At 54.5% G+C, this 18,690-nt stretch carries 14 protein-coding genes; 2 read left to right on the forward strand and 12 right to left on the reverse strand.

Annotated features, from left to right (window positions below; all coding sequences use genetic code 11):
* Nucleotides 1-36: 36 nt before the first annotated feature.
* The 5 genes from AMR42_RS02465 to AMR42_RS02485 all read right to left on the reverse strand — a co-directional run bounded on the left by AMR42_RS02465 (nucleotide 37) and on the right by AMR42_RS02485 (nucleotide 6,590).
* Nucleotides 37-2,112: an adenylate/guanylate cyclase domain-containing protein gene (locus AMR42_RS02465; protein WP_099531889.1), complete on the reverse strand. Its 2,076-nt coding sequence runs from the start codon at nucleotides 2,110-2,112 to the stop codon at nucleotides 37-39.
* 105 nt (nucleotides 2,113-2,217) lie between these two features.
* Nucleotides 2,218-2,748: a Rab family GTPase gene (locus AMR42_RS02470; protein ID WP_099531890.1), complete on the reverse strand. Its 531-nt coding sequence runs from the start codon at nucleotides 2,746-2,748 to the stop codon at nucleotides 2,218-2,220.
* Between the two features lie 882 nt (nucleotides 2,749-3,630).
* Complete coding sequence (gene tadA / locus AMR42_RS02475) at nucleotides 3,631-4,131, reverse strand: tRNA adenosine(34) deaminase TadA (protein WP_099531914.1); 501 nt, start codon at nucleotides 4,129-4,131, stop codon at nucleotides 3,631-3,633.
* Between the two features lie 177 nt (nucleotides 4,132-4,308).
* A complete protein-coding gene (gene ruvC, locus AMR42_RS02480) occupies nucleotides 4,309-4,872 on the reverse strand; it encodes a crossover junction endodeoxyribonuclease RuvC (RefSeq protein ID WP_099531891.1) in 564 nt (187 codons plus the stop codon).
* A 2-nt stretch (nucleotides 4,873-4,874) separates the two neighbouring features.
* Nucleotides 4,875-6,590: an AarF/ABC1/UbiB kinase family protein gene (locus AMR42_RS02485; protein WP_099531892.1), complete on the reverse strand. Its 1,716-nt coding sequence runs from the start codon at nucleotides 6,588-6,590 to the stop codon at nucleotides 4,875-4,877.
* A 740-nt stretch (nucleotides 6,591-7,330) separates the two neighbouring features.
* Here AMR42_RS02485 and eno point away from each other — a divergent pair.
* Nucleotides 7,331-8,620: a phosphopyruvate hydratase gene (gene eno / locus AMR42_RS02495; RefSeq protein ID WP_099531894.1), complete on the forward strand. Its 1,290-nt coding sequence runs from the start codon at nucleotides 7,331-7,333 to the stop codon at nucleotides 8,618-8,620.
* A gap of 48 nt (nucleotides 8,621-8,668) precedes the next feature.
* On the opposite strand, the gene AMR42_RS02500 is transcribed toward eno, so the two are convergent.
* The 6 genes from AMR42_RS02500 to AMR42_RS20155 form a co-directional block, all read right to left on the reverse strand.
* Entirely contained in the window at nucleotides 8,669-10,888 is a 2,220-nt protein-coding gene (locus tag AMR42_RS02500) for a CHASE2 domain-containing protein (protein ID WP_099531895.1), read from the reverse strand.
* Between the two features lie 171 nt (nucleotides 10,889-11,059).
* The gene (locus AMR42_RS02505) at nucleotides 11,060-11,368 is read right to left on the reverse strand and encodes a hypothetical protein (RefSeq protein WP_099531896.1); all 309 of its coding nucleotides are present in this window, start codon (nucleotides 11,366-11,368) and stop codon (nucleotides 11,060-11,062) included.
* 169 nt (nucleotides 11,369-11,537) lie between these two features.
* Nucleotides 11,538-13,082, reverse strand: a complete 1,545-nt coding sequence (locus AMR42_RS02510) for a bifunctional aminoglycoside phosphotransferase/ATP-binding protein (protein WP_099531897.1) — start codon at nucleotides 13,080-13,082, stop codon at nucleotides 11,538-11,540.
* A 312-nt stretch (nucleotides 13,083-13,394) separates the two neighbouring features.
* The gene (gene rplY / locus AMR42_RS02515; protein WP_099531898.1) at nucleotides 13,395-13,694 is read right to left on the reverse strand and encodes a 50S ribosomal protein L25; all 300 of its coding nucleotides are present in this window, start codon (nucleotides 13,692-13,694) and stop codon (nucleotides 13,395-13,397) included.
* A 251-nt stretch (nucleotides 13,695-13,945) separates the two neighbouring features.
* The gene (locus AMR42_RS02520; protein ID WP_099531899.1) at nucleotides 13,946-15,271 is read right to left on the reverse strand and encodes an adenylosuccinate synthase; all 1,326 of its coding nucleotides are present in this window, start codon (nucleotides 15,269-15,271) and stop codon (nucleotides 13,946-13,948) included.
* A 60-nt stretch (nucleotides 15,272-15,331) separates the two neighbouring features.
* Entirely contained in the window at nucleotides 15,332-15,499 is a 168-nt protein-coding gene (locus AMR42_RS20155; RefSeq protein ID WP_158234326.1) for a hypothetical protein, read from the reverse strand.
* Between the two features lie 26 nt (nucleotides 15,500-15,525).
* Between AMR42_RS20155 and AMR42_RS02525 the strand changes: the two genes are divergently transcribed.
* The gene (locus tag AMR42_RS02525) at nucleotides 15,526-16,587 is read left to right on the forward strand and encodes an adenosine deaminase (protein ID WP_099531900.1); all 1,062 of its coding nucleotides are present in this window, start codon (nucleotides 15,526-15,528) and stop codon (nucleotides 16,585-16,587) included.
* 35 nt (nucleotides 16,588-16,622) lie between these two features.
* Here the strand turns inward: AMR42_RS02525 and radA are convergent, their stop codons facing one another.
* Complete coding sequence (gene radA, locus AMR42_RS02530) at nucleotides 16,623-18,140, reverse strand: DNA repair protein RadA (protein WP_099531915.1); 1,518 nt, start codon at nucleotides 18,138-18,140, stop codon at nucleotides 16,623-16,625.
* Nucleotides 18,141-18,690 lie beyond the last annotated feature (550 nt).

Here is an 18,690-nt window from a genome sequence, read left to right on the forward strand (position 1 = left end):
TGATCAACATAACCAATCACTATCACGAATCATGATTTAGGGCATATGACCCAACAGAAAATAGGTATCCATATCGCCTTTCCCTTTGATGTGAACTAAGCCACGATGCTCAAATTGGTAAGAATTTTTGAGCAGGGCATAGGTGGCGGCTGAGGTTTGAATTCTCCCTGGAATGCCATGCGATTCCATCCGCGAGGCGGTGTTGACCGTATCCCCCCAAAGGTCATAAATAAATTTCTTCAGGCCAATCACGCCTGCCACCACGGAGCCACTATGAATCCCGATGCGAATTTGAAAATCACGTTTTTGCCTGTCGTTAAACCGACCCATGACTAACTGCATATCCAGAGCCATATTCGCGATCGCCTGGGCGTGGTCGGCGCGCGGGGTGGGCAAACCCGCCACCACCATATAGGAATCGCCAATCGTTTTAATTTTTTCTAGGCCATGGATTTCCGTGAGCTGATCAAATTCCGAGAAAATTTCATTCAATAATTCCACCAGCTCGATCGCACTCAAATTTGAAGCGATTTCCGTAAAACCGACAATATCCGCAAACAAGACAGTGACGGCGGCAAACTGTTCTGCGATCGTTCTGGCATTGCGCTTCAGACAATGGGCGATCGTTTCCGGCAGAATATTTAACAGCAAGCGCTCAGATTTTTCTTGCTCTAGCAACAGGGCTTCTTCGGCCTTGCGACGTTCCACATATTGCCCCAACTGGCTGCCCAAACTTTCGCCCAAATTCAACAGATCAGGACTCACGAGTTGAGAGGCTTGCTTGAAAAACAGCAAAATTCCCAACACTTGATCGCCGGTTTTAATCGGAAATCCAAACCCCGTTTTGAAGTTTAGATTCTGAATTTCCAAAGTTCCCGCCGGAACCGCTTGATCCGGGAGATCTTGTTGCCATTTAGCCTTCGTTGCTTGCCAAACCTGCGAGAGGAAACTGTGATCTTCATTCAAGCGCAGGCAACGCACTGGCTTCCAATCGTGGCTAATTTCCAGCATGGGAGACAGCCAGTGATCAATGCAATGGGCAGATGGATTTCCGCTGCCAACGTCTGTGCGATCGATTAACCAAAATTCGCCCAATTGCCAATCAAATTCTTGGCACAAAGCTCGAACCACTGCCGACAGAGCTTGGGTGGCAATATTCGACTCAGAAATAATTCGCGTAATTAAATGTTGAACCGATTGATATCGTTGGCGGCGTTTTTCCTCCGTAACATCGCGCCCCACATACAGAAAATCTTGAACCGTTTCTGCACGCCCCAATTGTCCTGTTAGGGTGTTGGTGAGGCGCGATCGGGAAAAGGCAATCACCAAAATTGCGCCGGTCTTAGTTTGGCAAACCGCTTCCCCTTCCTCCGCCGCCAACAGGTGTCCTGGCTCTGGAGCCGATGGGGCATCTCGGCGCGCCAAAATTGCCGACATGGGCTGACCAATTAACTCCTCAGCTTCGTAACCCAACAGATGACGAGTGGCCGGATTCACCATCCGAATTAACCCTGCTTCTGAAACCAAAAGCAGCATTTCACTCATAGCTGAAATAATTTGATCAATCTGTTGCTTGGTTTCCTCTAAATTCCGAATCAACAGATGTTTTTCATTAGTCGCTTGAACCAACACTTGTTCCAAGCTCATGCGATCGGTTACATCTTCTAGGAAAAAAATTAAATAGTGTTCAGCAGTGGGGCTGGGGTGCGCCGTGATATGAATATCAAAATAGATTGGGGAGCCATGGGCGGTGACACGGCCAATGCCCTTGATGTTGAATTCTGGGCGATCGCCCGCTGCCACCTCCACCAAAATTTCATCAATCCCAAAGAGTTCTGGGAACAGTTCATAAATCTCCAGCCCCAGCAATTGCGCAGCCAGTTGCTCAGGACTGAGACCCGGGGCAGTGGGTGCCAAGTGGCCTGGGGAGTGATCCACAGCCCCATCCGTTGGGGCCTCGATCGGGGCGATCGCTCCCGCCTCCGCAGACTCCACCAACATCTCCAGCAATCCTGAGTCGATCAAAGGAGCCACATTGCCCTGAACCGAAACCACCTGGAAGGCTTCGTTCACAACAATCAATTGGATATGCTGAGGCAAGGATAATTTCATTCTGCTCAAGAGGCCGCAGCAACAGCAAAGTTGACTTTAAATTACCCACTGTGGATGCCAACTATTGCATCCATGAAGATCTTGAAGACTATAGCTCTCCTTCGGTTACCCATTGAGCATCGATTGCGATAGCTCTAGGAACATCTTGTCAACATTATCGCCCGTTTTGGCGGAAGTGGCATAGGTCGCCACCACCTGAGACTCATGGGCAAAGCTATGCAACCCCATAACCTTAGTCAGCATTGTTGGTTCAATGAGATCTGCCTTATTAAAGGCAATCACGACGGATCCCTTAGGATTAACTTGCTGAAACATTTGTAGGTGACGATCGAGGTTTTCTACCGTTTCCATGCGGCTACTGTCAGAAACAATAATGATTCCACTCGCACCACGGAGATAGGACACATCGATCGGCTTGTAATCTGTGCGTCCTTCAATATCCCAGACCATTAATTGAAACTTGTCGCCTTCTGGCAGCTTAAGGCTAGTAGCATCAATTAGTTTTTTGGAGATCTTAACGCCAACGGTTGACAAATATTGATCACTAAATTGACGATCAACAAACCTACGAATTAGACTGGTTTTGCCAACACTAAAATCGCCAACCAGACAAATTTTCTTAGAAATAGTTGCCATTTTGCCCCCAACACAAGTCTCAGCGAAGTCAAATTATACCTTGAAGGATTCCAGGAAGGATTCCAGGCATCTTTTAGTTTTTAGCCTATAGTTTTTGGCTTGTCGGGGTCGGTGCTCAGGCTTTGTCTGGCACTGTTGATGATCGGGTGGGGGCCTGCAAACGGTTGAAGTTCCGATGCCTCAGAGGTTGGGGAGATGGCTGGCGATCGATCAACTATGCGTCGATCATCTCTGCATCGTTGATCACAGGTTGGGGGATTTGCGGCAGCCATCATCAAACTTTCGCCATTTCAGCAGTGAACAATAATTTTATTATTTTCAGAATAAGGTTTTCTTAAAAGCACTTAATCTCTTCACAAGTAGTTACGATCATCCAACAGCAGCTTTCTATCTCTTTCAATTTTGTTCTTCCCTGATCAGCCCTTCAGGTTTCTCAGAGTTAATTAGTGAAGGAAGATATAGCCTGGATGAGTGAAAATTAGATTCCTTTGATTTTGACTTGAATGAGTTTCAGATTCAATAATCAGGAGGGTGATCATTGCATACCAACTAACTGCTTGATGGCATTTGTCATGTAACGCGATAATCGGTTTAGATGTAATTTCTAGTTCTGGATTTAAACATAAATCCTAAACATTCATTTAAAAGATTGATCCGAGGAATTAACTTGTTTAATTGATAATTAATTGATTGAATTATTCATCAAATGATGAATTTGGAGATTTTTAAAATGAATGAGACAATAGTGTTAATAGGGATATTTGAAAAATCAAAATTGACATATCAAAAGTTTATAAATCAACGAATCTAGCAGTAAAAATAAGAGGCTGCGGTTTTTAATTTCACAACAACTGGTGTTTGGCAAGTACTCCAAGATACTATTCAGGTACTTTCCGAAGGCTGGGTACAGAATCGATCGGGACGCTTCTGTTGAAACCAGGCTTGTAATTGTTGCTGACAGTCTTGGCCCAAGACACCGCCAATAACCGGCAATCGGTGATTAGAAGCGGCACTGGCGGGCAAATTAAGCACAGAACAAATGGCTCCCGCTTTGGGATCGATCGCCCCAAAAACAAGCAACCCAAGTCTAGCGTTAATAATTGCCCCCGCACACATGGGGCAAGGCTCCAGGGTGACGTAAAGAACGCAATCGTTTAGATGCCAATTTTGGCGCGATCGCCCGGCCCGTTGAAGCGCCAAAATTTCCGCATGACCCGTGGGATCGCCGTCCCGTTGCTTGCGGTTTTCGGCCTGCGCGATCGCCTGGCCTTGTCCATCCACCACGATCGCCCCCACGGGCACATCCCCAGCGGCCCCGGCAGCGGCGGCCAATTGCAAGGCGTGACCCATCCAATGTTGATGTTGGGGGTGTTCCGGCTCCAGGAGCGTGCGATCGATTTGGCAGCTTTTGCGAGCGGCGTTTCCCGAGGTGATCAGTTGTGGTGTTTCCAGCCCCTGACTGATTCGCAACATCGCTCTCGCCCTGCAACTTTGCAACTCCAACAACCTGCTACCAACTGGTTTCTAGCCAATTAACGCTACCCGTGAGCCGCTTGGCCCCTAGCCGCGATTAGCAGCTTCCGCCCCCCAAGCGGCGATCGCCACGGCCAACGCATCGGCCGCATCGTCCGGCTTGGGCAAGGTGGCCAAATTCAGTTCCCGGGCCACGGCGGCTTGCACTTCGGGCTTCTTGGCGTTGCCGTAGCCGGTGAGGGCTTGCTTAATTTGGGCCGGTGTGAATTCCACCCAAGGAAGTTGCCGTTGAGCCAAAACCAGCAACACCACCCCACGGGCTTGGGCTACGGCGATCGTGTTGCCCATCCGATAAAAAAAGAGTTTTTCGATCGCCACCCGATCCGGCTCAATTTGGTCAATGACCGCGTGCAAATCGTCGTGAAGGGTCACCAACCGATCGCCAATGGGCTGGCCGGCAGGGGTGGCAATGATGCCAAAGTCGATCAATTCGATCGCCACCGGATCGATCGCCACCGGGTCGCTCGATCGCCAACCCAACGAACCATCACCCCCCAAAACCGGATCCCCAACGGCGGGAACGCTAATTGCCCCGAATCCTAAAATGGCTAGCCCCGGATCAAGACCCAGAATCCGTTCCCGATCGGCCATAGCTACTCCATGAATCGATCGAGCCGCTTGCGCACCGACAGCCGCACCAACGCCCGCACCAGCAACACCACCGCCACTCCCGACCCCGCAAACACAAAGGCCGCCCAGTGGGCCAAGGGCCCCGTCACCAAAACCGCCCCGCTAATTAACAAACAGCCCGCCAAGCAGGTGTACATCAAACATTCGATCGACAGGTTCAGGCGTTTCAGGGCCCGATCGGTTTCCGTCGATCGCACCCGCAACTCCAGCTCACCCCGTTCGATTCGTTGCTCCAGCCGCTGAATTGCCAGCACCGTTGGATTCGGCTTGCTCAGTTGCGCTTGCACCGTATCCAGAGCCAACTTAGCCAAGCCAAGCCATTTTTGGGTTTTGTTGGCTCCTGGCCCTTCCGCGAGCGATCGATTGGGATCAATGCCCGCAAACTGCTTCACAAAGGGTTTGGCCAGCGCAATCAGGTTATATTCCGGATCCAGTCGCCGTGCAATGCCATCCAGCGTTGTAATCGACTTCAAAATGTAAGTCATTTGGGCCGGCAGTCGGAACGGTTGCTGCTCAAATAAAGTGGCAATTTCCCGGCGCATTTCCGTGAATGCATTCACATCCACCGGCCGCTCCGCAAACCGTTCCAGGGTAAATTGCAGCAGTTTCCGCACCGGTCGCATATCCGAAACCGGCTCAATTAATCCCATGGAAATTAGGGATTCCAACACCGATTCACTATCTTTTTTCAGAACCGCAAACAGGGTTTGCAGCATCTGTTCTTTGGCCAGGGATTTCACTTCCACAAACATGCCAAAGTCATAGAAAATCAGCGATCCATCTTGGGTCACTGCCAGGTTTCCCGGGTGGGGATCTGCCTGAAAGAAACCATCTTGCAAAAGCTGTTTTAGGTAGCAACAAACGCCCAACTGATTCAGCTTTTTGGTGTCAATGCCGCAGGACACCAGCGCTTCGCAGTCATCCACCTTAATTCCCGGCAGATATTCCATCACCAACACGCGGGAAGTGGTGTAGGGCCAATGGATTTTGGGAACTCGGACGTTTTGGAATTCCTGAAAGTTTTGGCGAAAGTGATCGGCGTTGTGGGCCTCGTGAACGTAGTCAATTTCTTGATAAAGAATCCGAAAAAATTCTTGATAAATGGACTCCAAATCGTATTGCTGAGTCCAAGGAAAGAGCAGCTCGCTCCAGTGAATTAAACGCCGCAGAACTTTGAAATCCAGATCAAACAGCGGCTCTAGACCCGGGCGCTGAACTTTGACCACGACCCGATCGCCCCCAGGCAGCACAGCCCGGTGAACTTGCCCCAAACTGGCCGCCGCGATCGGCTCCGGTTCAAATTCCAGAAAGAGTTCTTGAACAGATTGGCCCAGCTCCGCTTCGATCGTGGCGATCGCCAGATCCGTGCTGAAGGGCGGCACGGCATCCTGCAATCGGCTGAGGGCGGTGATATATTCCCCCGGCAACAGATCGGGGCGGGTGGACAGAGCCTGTCCCACTTTGATAAACGCGGGCCCCAAGTTCACCAGGGTTTGGGCTAGCCACTGGGCCCGGCGACTGCGTTGCTCACTGCTGTTTTGTTTGCGAACACGATCCCACCACAGGGCCGAGACAAATCGCCCGATTGCGATCGTCACGTCCTTCTGCCGTTCCCAACTGGAATATCGGGGTTTTTGCCAACGGGGGGCTAGGGGCTGGGGCTTGGCTTTAACCAGCATTCGAGCGATCGAGCAAAGTAGCAGTCTCAGTGTAGGGGATTTTGGCGAAGCCAGTCTCAGCCAACTAATTCCAGCCAATTAATTCCAGCCAATTAATTCCAGCAAGCCCTAATCCAAGCCCTAATCTCAGTTCATGCACTAACGCAGGTCACGGCTGGAGGAATTGGGAGGAATTGGATCGATCGGGGCGATCAGGATGATCGGGGCATCAGCTCCCGATCGATCCCTAAAGTTTTGGGGCGATCGGCCAACCTTACGGTTACGACAGAGCCAGAATCAGTCCGATACCGCTCAACTAACTCAATTAACTGACGGAAGTGCCACCAAGGCCCATTTCAGACCCCAATTGGCTGCCCAAGCCGTAATGGTTGATGCAGCAGAACAGATCACCCAAGGTCAACAATGGCCAGCTTCAGTGTTCAGACCTCGGAGCTGAGGTTTTGAGAGTTCCGACTTTTGAGGTTTAAGTTTGGGATTCAAGTGCTCCGGCCTTGATCTGTCCAAGTCCAAACCCCAAAGCTCGCTGCCATCAAAGCACCAGAGCCGCCTAGCAGCATCACAGCAGGTTCACGGGATCTCACGCGCAAAACCCGCGCAAACGACCCATGAAGACTTATTCTGATTCTGGCAATTGACCGCTGGATGGGGCGATCGCACTTGGCCACCCGATCGCGGGGCACAATGCCCATCCCAACGGCCCGCATCGAGTTCGCTTTTGGATTTGGAGAAAACGCATGGAAATGACCGACACGGGGATCGTCGAAATTCACGCGCGAGAAATTTTGGATTCGCGGGGTCGTCCCACCGTCGAAGCCGAAGTCACCCTCGAATCGGGGGTAACCGGCCTGGCTCAGGTTCCCAGCGGCGCATCCACCGGCACTTTTGAAGCACACGAACTGCGGGATGACGACCCCGGCCGCTATGGTGGCAAGGGCGTGCTGAAAGCCGTTGAAAATATTGAAGAGCAAATTTCGCCGGAACTCTACGGCATGGATGCGCTTGATCAGGCCAGCATTGACCTGGCCATGATTGAGCTGGATGGCACGCCCAACAAGTCCAAAATCGGTGCGAATGCCATTTTGGCCGTGTCGCTGGCCACGGCGAAGGCCGCCGCCGCCACCGCCGGGTTGCCCCTCTATCGCTACCTGGGCGGCCCCTTGTCGAACGTGTTGCCCGTGCCCCTCATGAACGTGATTAACGGCGGGGCCCACGCGGACAACAATGTGGACATCCAAGAATTCATGATTGTGCCCCACGGGGCCAGCAGCTTTGCGGAGGCCCTGCGCTGGGGGGCGGAAGTGTTTGCAGCCCTGAGCAAGGTGCTGAAGGATAAAAACCTGCTGACGGGCGTGGGCGATGAGGGCGGCTTTGCGCCGAACTTGGGTTCCAACCAAGAGGCGCTCGATTTGCTGATTGCGGCGATCGAGAAGGCCGGCTACAAACCGGGCGAGCAAGTGGCGCTGGCCCTGGATGTGGCTTCGACGGAGTTGTACAAGGGTGGGAATTATGCCTTTGATGGGGCAACCCACAGCCCGGCGGAGACGATCGCCTATTTGGACAAGTTGGCGAGCCAGTACCCGATCGTGTCGATCGAGGACGGCCTGAGCGAAGACGATTGGGACAACTGGGCGGCGATGAATGCCAGCCTGGGCAGCCGCACCCAACTGGTGGGCGACGATCTGTTTGTGACCAATCCAACGCGCTTGCAAAAGGGGATTGAGCTGAAGGCGGCCAATGCCATTTTGATTAAGCTGAACCAAATCGGGACGCTGACGGAAACCCTGGAGGCGATCGACCTGGCCACCCGCAGCGGCCTGCGCTCGGTGATTAGCCACCGTTCCGGCGAAACGGAAGACACGACGATCGCCGATTTGGCCGTGGCCACGCGCGCCGGTCAAATCAAAACCGGTTCTCTCTGTCGGAGCGAACGGGTGGCGAAATATAACCGCCTGCTGCGAATTGAGGATCAACTGGGCGATCGGGCGGTTTATGCCGGGGCGATCGGCTTGGGCCCGAAGTTCTCGAGCTAGGCCTCTCCTGAAAGCTGGTGCAGCCTGGCCGATCGGTTCAGGCTGTGCCTAGCCTCTCAGAACCCGATCAGGCTCGGCTGGCAGCTCGCCATAGAGACAAAACGCATTTTTTCCCATCCCCTTGGCCGCAAACATGGCGGAATCAGCATATTCAATGAGCTGATCGGCCGTTTCCGCATCGTCGGGAAACAGGGCCACACCAATGCTGACCGTAATTTGGCAATCACAGCCCTCAACGCGATAGGGCTTGCTGACGGCGGCTAGGAGTTTTTCGGCCACCCTGGCCGCCACGTCCCCTTGGGGAATGGCCGGCAACAACGCCACAAATTCATCACCGCCAAATCGGGCGATCGTGTCACTGCCTCGCAGGTTTTGGGTCAGGCGTTGGGCACATTCAATCAGCAACAGATCGCCGGCCCGATGGCCCAAGGTGTCGTTCACGGCCTTGAACCCATCCAAATCCAGATATAAAACCGCGCTCATGAACCGATCCTGGCGGGCTTGCTGCAGCGCCACATCCAAGCGCTCATAGAAATATTTACGGTTCACCAATCCCGTGAGGCCATCGTGGCGGGCTTGGTATTGCAACACATCGTGGGCTAGCTCCAGTTGCTGGGTATAGTCCCGCAGTTCGGCGGCGGTGCGGCGTAATTCCGCTTCGGCTCGGCACTGCTCGGTAATATCGCGCATCACCCCCACCAGGAACTGATTCCCGGCTCGATCGCGGTGGAGGGTGCGCTTGGTGCTCACCATTCGTTCTCGACCAAAGGGATCGGGCCAGGCGAATTGGGTTTCGGCGGGCCCCAACTGGTCGATCGCCCGTTGATCTTCCGCCGAGAGGGCAGCGGCCAACTCAGCAGAAAACACATCCTCTGCCCTTTTACCCAACAGATCGGTGGTGGTTAGCCCCGTGAAGTTGCAAAAGGCAGGATTCACGGCAATCCAGCGCCGATTTTGGTCTTTCACAAACAGTGGCTCGGGAATGGCGGCCAAAACTTGCTGAAAAAAGAGGGTCGATCGGGTCTGTTCCTGTTGCCGCTGAAAGGCCAGCAGCCACAGCCCCCCGGCGCTGGCCAGCGTGCCCATGGCCACCGGCACGATCGGAATCCACCACCCCCACCCCAGGCTCAGGCTGGTGAAACTGCCAATGCCCAACAGGGCCAAGGCCAGGTGAAAAGCCGCCTGGCCCATGGAGCGAGATCGCTTCACGGCGATCGCCCCGGCCGCAGTCCACAGCAAAATCCAAACCTGTTCCACCCAGTCGGGCCAAGTGCGAATGGGCGGCCGCCCCTCGATCGCGGATTCCAACAGTTGCTCGATCGCCTGGGCCTGCAATTCCACCCCAAAGATGGGTTGGGCCGAATCCCGTCCTTGGTTGCTGTAGGGCGTGTAGGCGTAGTCCTTCAGGCTTTCAGTCATGGCCCCAATGACCACAATTCGCCCACTGAGTTGCGCGGGCGACACCTTCCCCTGCACCACGTCCCGCCACCAAACCACCGGCACGGTTCTGGAGGGGCCCCGCCAATCGGCCAGAATTTGGTAACCACCGGCATCAATGCCCTGGTAGCCGCCACTGTTGGGGTCGATCGGGGACAACCGCAGCCGCCCCAGTTGCAGTTGTTTGGGATCTTCGGTTTTGGTCAGGGTCACTTGGCGCTGTTGCAAATACAGTTGGGCCAACACAAAGGCAAAGCTCTGATGCATTTGGCGTTGGCGCGTTTTTGGATCCGTATGCCACCAATAGAGAATATGGCGGCGCACCAGCCGATCGGGATCGATGATGATGTTGTTAAACCCAATTTGCTGATAGCGAGCCAGGGACGCTGCAGGTAGGATTCCTTTTTTTTCCGAGTCGGGCATCAGCCGAATGCCGACGATCGGGACAGGACTGTTCTGAAAAATTTCCTCTAGGTGTTCCTGACCAGGGGGTAGGGGCAAATCTCGGTAAATATCCAGCCCGATCGCCACGGGACGAGCCGCCACGAGTGTTTCCAACAGTTTGGCTAAGTCTCGATCGCGGGCGGGCCAAACCCTCAAAAATTGAATATCCGGTTCATCCACTCCCACAATCACCACCCGATCGCGCAGAGGCGGGGTCGATCGGGCCCGAATCAGCCAGTCATAGGCCACCAATTCCGCCTGCTGGAGCCAGCCCCAAGAGCGAGCCAACAGCAAGCCACCGGCCACCGCCGCCACCAACAAAACATCAGCGACCTGGCGCGTTTGCCAAGGCAGGCGTTGATCGCGCCATTGACCCCATTGCCACACGGTGCTTGTTTCCTCTTCGGTGGGTGCTGCCGACTGTTGAACTCCGTAACAACGGTCAGCTCTCAGTCAGAGCACTTGGGTTAAGACAATGCACTTACCCTGAAAACAAGGCACTTACCCTGAAAAAAATTTCCTGCCGCTAGGGTAATACCGATCAGCCGTTATTCGACCCTAGCGAGGCCGCACCCGCAACCACTGATCTAGCCAGCCAATTTGGCGACGGCGACGGCCCTGGCGCTTGAGGCGCGAAGATTCCAGGGTTTCGTAAGGATAGGGACGCGGCGCACGCTCCACCCGATCGAACGTTCGCCGCGTCACCACCGGATCGGCGGCCGGCTGCTGCCACCACACGGAAATAATTGATCCAGCAGCGCCACCAAAAATCGCCAGCACCAAAGCTGACAGTGTGCTGTAGCCCACCCCCACCAGGGCAAGCCAAAACAGCAAGAACCAAACTAAGCCTTGATACAGATAGCTCACGGGTCTGGGGATTGTCGCGATCGGGGCGGCCGTTGCCCAAATTTGCCAAGTACTGAGTGCGAATTGGGAACCAAATTACTCAGCGCCGATTTACTCAGCACCAATTTACTCAGCACCAATGACCGCAGGCAACTTGCGCAGGGCCAACAGCCGCCACCGGGAAAATCAGCTACTGCAACTTTAAATCGCCCCCCCGGGCTGTGTCTACCTCGCGCACCCAAAGGCGTTCCTCGTTGCTGAAGGCCTCGAAGGCCGCCACTTGAGCCGCCAACAGATCAGCCGTGGCATCGGCAATGTCACCGGTTCGCTGATTGAGTCGATCGCGCAGCACCTCGATCGGGGCTTGGCAATGGACAATTTCCAAATCCAATTCCCGTTCTTGGGTGGCGGCAATCACCGTTTGGCGCAAGGCTTGGCGATCGTACTTGGCATCGAGAATCACCGTTTCGCCCCGACTGGCCAGATCCAGCCCCAATTGCAGCAGGTGATCGTAGGTTTTGGCGGTCATTTCGGCACTGTAAAGGGATTGCGGCCCTTTTTGGTCCAGGGGCACAGCGCCCAAGTGTTTGCGCACCGCGTCCGATCGAATCTGAATCCCGTTGGTTTGGCGAGCCAATTTCCGAGCCACGGTTGATTTGCCCGATCCCGACAGGCCACACATCAAAATTACCTGACCCGATCGAGGTTGGGCATAGCTGGCCGCTTGGCGATAGTAGGCGGTGGCCCGATCGTGGGCAGCGGCTCGATCGGCCTCCGGAATCGCCGGGTCATTCAGCAAAAAGGAGGTGACCTTGGCCCGCACGTAGGATTGGCGGCTCAGATACAGCGGCAGCAGGGCCAAACCAGCCCAATCGCCCGATCGCTCCGCATATTCATTGACAAAGGCATTGGCCAAATCAATGCGGCCCCGAGCTTCCAAGTCCATGGCCAAAAAAGCCACATCGTAAATTGTGTCCACAAACCGGAAAGGTTCGTTGAACTCAATGCAGTCAAACAACAGCGGGCGATCGTTCAGCCAACAGATATTGCCCAGGTGCAAATCGCCATGGCCATTGCGAATGAACCCGCCGGTCACACGACTTTGGAATAGCTCCCCATTTTCCGCAAAAAAAGCTTCTGTCCAACTTTGGGTCAGGTCAAATTGCGCTTGGGTTTGGGGCCCGCCAATGTAACCCGTGGTTTGTTGAAAGTTTTCATCAAAGGAAACTTTAATTTGCGGGATTTCCCCAAAGGTATTGATGTAATCGCTGGTGGGAGCGGTGCGGTGAAATTCCGCCACCACCCGGGCCAACTCAATGATGTCCGCTTCGGTGATTTCGCCGCGATCGAACCGGGCGCTCATCAAATTTTCCTGAGGAAATTGATGCATTTTGACGGCATATTCCACCGCCCCATTACTGGCTTCAGCTTCGCCCACTTCCGCCAATTGGTAGCGATCGCCCGTTTGAATAATGGGAACTACGCCCACATAGAGTTCCGCTGCACTGCGTTGGTTGAGCGCAATTTCTTGAGCGCAAAATTCCTTACGCCGCTCCAGGGTGGAATAGTCCAAAAAGCCAAAGTTCACCGGCTTTTTGAGTTTATAAACCCAGTCTCCCGTAATAAACACAAAGGAAACGTGGGTTTGAATCAGGGCGATCGGCTCCTGCACCGGATGGGGATAGAATTCCGGCTGAAGCATCTGTTGCACCAAGGGCGGCAGCGTCGAATCCATGCACAAAACTCCTGAGGGGGACTGGCTCAATCTCGCTGCTTGCATTCAACAGGTTCAGTGCAGCGAATGCAATGCAACAAATTTTCAATACAAGCGCTCAACAAGCTCTTAACAAGCTTTCAACACATCCTCAATCAGCCGAATTGAACGCCTAGGACTCCCAATTCAAGATGGGTTCCAAAATACGTTCCAGATACGTTCCAGATACGTTCCAAATGCGCTCCAAATATGTTCAAAACACAAAGTAGGGCAATCGAAACTCAATTGCCCTACTCTCGCTTCATCAAGCATCCAGTTAGATTGCTAGGCGATTTAGCCCTTCGCGGCCAGGAAGCTGACGTGATAGACCATGGTTGACTTCCAGGGGTGCTTTTGCACTTCTTGCAGCACCACGGAACCCTTCCAGTTCAAATCAGCGATCGTGAGTTCAACCGGAGTTTCGCCCACCTTAACCGATCGCAGCATATAACCCAAATCCCGGGCGTTGATCGTCAGCAACACCGAGTTTGCGCCGTCGTGACCATAGAGGTTCGCCGGAATCAAACCTTCGCGACGCAGAGCACCGGGCTTGCTGCCTTCGGGACGGACTTGGGCTTCAAAAGTAAGGCTCATGGATGGTTCTCCTATTGTGGGATCGATCGCACTCAGTCAAGCAAGAATCGGCGGGCGATCGAGCTATCGTCGGCGTAGAAAGCCAAAGAATATTAACAGAAATTCAACCCCATTCCCCAGGCTTGAGCCGTTGAAAGGGAGCCTGAACAATCAGAGCATTTTCAGGCAAGGGCCCGTAGCCAGACACCCCCCAGGGTTAACGAATTGCGACTAACCCTGATGGGGATGATTGTGGCCGCTGGTTCTTAGGGCTAACCCTGGCCGTTTTCGTACAGCAAGGCGCGTTTGGGGCCGTGAATGGGGTCTTCGATGATGATCGTTTGGTCGCGGCTGGCTCCCAGGGAAACAATCGCGATCGGCACGTCCATCAACTCCGCCAAAAACTTCAGGTAGTCCAGCGCCTGCTTGGGCAAATCTTCCAGGTCGCGGCAACCGCTGGTGGAAGTTTGCCAACCGGGCAGGGTTTCGTAAATCGGCTGGCACTTGGCGAATTGGTGCGACCCGGCGGGGAAATTTTCGCAGCGTTGGCCGTCAATTTCGTAGGCCACGCAAACTTTGATTTCCGCCAGCTCATCCAACACGTCCAACTTGGTGATGGCCAAGCAATCCAGGCCGTTGATCCGGGCGGCATAGCGGCCAATCACCGCATCAAACCAACCGCAACGGCGCTTGCGGCCCGTGGTGGTGCCAAACTCGGCCCCCCGTTCGCCCAAATGTTCTCCGGTTTCGTCCAGGGCTTCCGTGGGGAAGGGGCCTTCGCCAACGCGGGTGGTGTAAGCCTTGGCCACGCCAATCACCCGATCGATGATTGTGGGGCCCACGCCTGCCCCAATGCAGGCTCCCCCAGCCACCGGATTGGAAGAGGTGACATAGGGATAAGTCCCGTGATCCAAGTCCAACAGGGTTCCCTGGGCCCCTTCAAACAGAACGTTCCGTTTTTGCTTCACCGCGTCGGCAATTTTGAGCGATGCGTCGATCACATGGGGCCGCAGTCGATCGCCATAGGCCAAATACTCTTCAATCACCGCTTCCGCGTTCAGCGGCGGCAGGTCGTAGAGCTTTTCGAGAATGACGTTCTTTTGGGCGATCGTCCAACGCAGCAAGTCTGGCAGCGCCTCGCGATCGATCAAATCCATGACCCGGATGCCGGTACGCTCGGATTTGTCGGCGTAGGTCGGGCCAATGCCGCGCCCTGTCGTCCCAATCTTGTAGTTACCGCGTTTTTCCTCCGCCGCGCGATCAATCAGCCGGTGATAGGGCATGGTCACGTGGGCCGTTTCCGCAATCAACAGGTTGTCCGTTGAAATGCCCAACGCCACAAGCTGATCGAGTTCTTCAATCAGCACTTGCGGATCAATGACCGTGCCCGAGCCAATGATGCACTCGGTTTCGGGATACAAAATGCCAGACGGAATGAGGTGCAGCTTGAACACTTGGTCTTGAACAACGACCGTGTGTCCGGCATTGACCCCCCCTTGGTAGCGAACTACCACGTCGGCCGACCGACTGAGGAGATCTGTAATTTTGCCTTTGCCCTCGTCGCCCCACTGGGCCCCAATTACAACGACGTTAGCCAACGGTTTAGCGGTGTTTGAGTTTACACAAACGACGATTATCAGGATCGAGGTGTAAAGGTGTCAACCGGGCGATCGAGGCGGTGACTGGGTGAAATCGCTCGGGGGGATATAGGCTCGGGCGATCGCGCCCGATTTAATTTTCTTAAGCAACAATAAAAATATCGAAATGATCGTCGGTGCTTGGGCCCGATCGGGACGATTTCCAGCCTCGATCGCGATCGCTCGCAAGACTCAGTACTCTCGGGGACGCTTCTATGGCATTACATGCAGAACTGCATCGGCATTTGGGTGGTTCGGTCGTGCCTCGGGTGCTGTGGCGCTATTTTGAACGGCATCGATCGGACTTAACGACCCAATTTCCAGACTATGGGGCATTTGAGGATTTCTACACCCGTCCTCGCAAAACCCTGGCGGAGTATTTGGAGCTGCACTCATTGGTGGAAAGTGTGCAGACCCAGGAAATGTTGCCCTATTTCATCTATCGCCTGATTCGGGGGGCCTACATTTTCGAAAATTTGGCCTATTTGGAGTTGCGCTACACGCCCTATCTGCGCACCCCTGAGCATTTGCCAATGGGAGAGCGGATCGATCGGATGGCTGACATTGTGCAAACGGTAGGCCAGGCCAGCCAGGTGGTGGATTGCCCGATCGTCACCAGCCAAATTTTATGTATGCATGTCAAGTTGCCCTATGAGGTGAATCGGGCGATCGTGGAGTTAGCAGCTCAGTCGCGGGACTATGTTTGCGCGATCGACCTGGCGGGCGGTGACAATTTGTATGGCGATCGATTGCATGAGTGGATTGAGCTATACGAATTGGCGCGATCGCTGGGTCTCAAAACCACGGGCCATGTTTACGAAACTCCCATGGGGCAATGTCCCGACCTTTTACCGCTGTTGATGCGAATTGGCCATGGGATTCAAATTCCCTTGCAATATCCCGAGCTGCTGCCCGATTTGGCCCGCCGGGGACAATGTTTGGAAGTATGTCCCACCACCTATCTCAAAACGGGAACCATGAGCGATTTACGGGAACTGAAAACCGTGTTCGATCGCTGCTTTGAGGCGGGGGTTGAGATTGCTATTTGCACCGACAATGCGGGTTTGCATAATGTGCGGTTGCCCTTTGAATACGAAACCCTGCTGACCTTGGATGTGATTGATTTTGAGCAACTGGAAGCCTGCCAAGAAGCAGCATTTCGCCATGCGTTTGCTTGGCCCCACAGTGCTCGCCCGGCGGCCGTTTTGGGCAGTTTGTTCGATCGCAAAATTCCGTGCGATCGGGTCAGCAACCAACTCCTAGGCGCTTTGGGTTAACAGCTCGGGTTAACAGCTCGGGTTAGCAGCTTGGGTTAACCCACTGGCTGCTCACTGGGATCACTGGTTTCCGGATCGGGGGCGGCATCGGCGGCGATCGATCGCGCCATGGCCGCCCCGATCGCATCCACCAACCGCCCCACGGGAATCAGTTCCATTCCCCGAATTCGTACATCGGAACCCTTGGGCACGATCGCCCGTTTAAATCCCAATTTCGCGGCTTCCTTGAGCCGTAATTCCAGTTGGGAAACGGGACGCACTTGGCCGCCCAAACCCACCTCGCCGATCAGCACCGTGCCCGGATCAACAATGCGATCGCGGAAACTGGCCACCAAGGCCACGGCCACACCCAAGTCCGCCGCCGGTTCCTCCACGCTCAGGCCGCCGGAGGTGGACACGTAGGCATCGAGCCGAGAGAGGGGCACGCCCACCCGTTTTTCGAGCACCGCCAAAATTTGCAGCAGCCGGTTATATTCCATGCCCGTGGTGACGCGGCGCGGCGAGGAATAGCTCGTGGGGCTGACGAGGGCTTGCAGTTCCGCCACGATCGGGCGGGTTCCTTCGCAGGCCACAATGGTCGCTGTGCCCGGCACGCGCTCATCTCGGTTACCCAAAAAGAGAGCGGAGGGGTTTGCGACTTCCAACAGCCCCCGATCGACCATTTCAAACACCCCCAATTCCTGAGTAGCGCCGAAACGATTTTTAACCGATCGCAACAGGCGAAAACTGGCAAATCGATCGCCCTCAAAATAGAGCACCGTATCCACCAAATGCTCCAGCACCTTGGGCCCGGCGATCGCCCCCTCCTTGGTCACATGGCCCACCAGCAACATGGCCACATCCTGCCGCTTGGCCAGGCGCATCAGGGCCGAAGTACATTCCCGCACCTGGGCCACGGATCCCGGCGCAGAAGCCAGCGCGGGCAGATAAATCGCCTGCACACTGTCAATGATGGCGATGGCCGGTCGCAAGCTTTCAATTTCCGCCAAAATTGGCTCTAAATCCGTTTCCGGCAGCAGGTACAGATCGGCGCGATCGTCCGGCGATTCCTCCGGGAGTTGGCCCGAGATCGGTTCCGCCGCCGGAGCCTGTACCCCCAATCGCTGGGCCCGCAGTTTCACCTGCTGTCCCGATTCTTCGGCACAAACGTAGAGTACCCGGCGCGATCGAGCCAGTTGGTTAGCCGTTTGCAACAGCAGGGTTGATTTACCAATGCCCGGATCGCCGCCAATTAACACCAAGGAGCCGGGCACAATCCCCCCGCCCAAGACTCGATCGAGTTCTCGAAACCCCGAAGCCCAGCGAGATCGGGGGCGATCGCGAATTTCGGCCAAGGTGCGAGCCGCGATCGGGCTGGCCGGCTCTTGGGGGCGAGATCCCTTGCGCGATCGGGTCGTGGCGGCCACGGCGGCCCGGCCCGTGGTGCTGGGTTCCGCAGCCAACACCTCTTCCACCAAAGTGCCCCACTGGCCACAACTGGGACAGCGCCCGAACATTTGGGCCTCCACGCCTCCGCAGGCGCTGCAAACGTAGCGGGTTTTTACCTTCGCCATTCGATCGTCTCCCCTTTGATCCGGCCCTTCTTGATTCGGCCCTGGTTGATCCAGCCCTGGTTGATCCAGTCCTTGACTGCCGTTTTCCACCCCAATTGGTGCTGGTTCAATTCAGTGCTCCCAGCCCTCGATTGCCGTTAATTAGCCTCTGCCCTAGGATGGCAACCCCTAGAATGGCAACCCCCGAAAGGAGAATCCACAAAAGCGCAACAAATTAAGAAATTTCTGCAATTGTTTCAATTTCGTTGCAACATTGCGACAAACACCCCGCTTGTTTTTAATAAAGGGTGCGTTCCCAATCAGTTACAATTCCCGACTCCAAAGAACTGGGGTCAAATGCGCTCCCATCGCACATCAGAGCGGGTAATTTGTCAATCCATTTTGACGAAATCAGCCCTCAACCTGCGCCGCGATCGACTGATAATCTCCAAAACGGAAGAGAAACGGCGGTTAGAATTGCCTCTTTAAATGTCCTCGGTACAATAAAGCGATAAAAGCCGAAAGATAGCGATTCAAAAACACGCAAAAGTTCACGCAGAAGTTAAAGCCA

Origin of the sequence: Limnothrix sp. PR1529 (assembly GCF_002742025.1) — a bacterium.
Lineage (GTDB): Bacteria > Cyanobacteriota > Cyanobacteriia > CACIAM-69d > CACIAM-69d > CACIAM-69d.

What these genes read in the sequence shown, in the direction of transcription:
- AMR42_RS02465 (WP_099531889.1), bottom strand. Translation starts at nt 2,112, where the DNA reads ATGAAATTATCCTTGCCTCAGCATATCCAATTGATTGTTGTGAACGAA.
- AMR42_RS02470 (WP_099531890.1), bottom strand. Translation starts at nt 2,748, where the DNA reads ATGGCAACTATTTCTAAGAAAATTTGTCTGGTTGGCGATTTTAGTGTT.
- ruvC (WP_099531891.1), bottom strand. Translation starts at nt 4,872, where the DNA reads ATGGCCGATCGGGAACGGATTCTGGGTCTTGATCCGGGGCTAGCCATT.
- AMR42_RS02485 (WP_099531892.1), bottom strand. Translation starts at nt 6,590, where the DNA reads ATGCTGGTTAAAGCCAAGCCCCAGCCCCTAGCCCCCCGTTGGCAAAAA.
- eno (WP_099531894.1), top strand. Translation starts at nt 7,331, where the DNA reads ATGACCGACACGGGGATCGTCGAAATTCACGCGCGAGAAATTTTGGAT.
- AMR42_RS02510 (WP_099531897.1), bottom strand. Translation starts at nt 13,082, where the DNA reads ATGGATTCGACGCTGCCGCCCTTGGTGCAACAGATGCTTCAGCCGGAA.
- rplY (WP_099531898.1), bottom strand. Translation starts at nt 13,694, where the DNA reads ATGAGCCTTACTTTTGAAGCCCAAGTCCGTCCCGAAGGCAGCAAGCCC.
- AMR42_RS02525 (WP_099531900.1), top strand. Translation starts at nt 15,526, where the DNA reads ATGGCATTACATGCAGAACTGCATCGGCATTTGGGTGGTTCGGTCGTG.
- radA (WP_099531915.1), bottom strand. Translation starts at nt 18,140, where the DNA reads ATGGCGAAGGTAAAAACCCGCTACGTTTGCAGCGCCTGCGGAGGCGTG.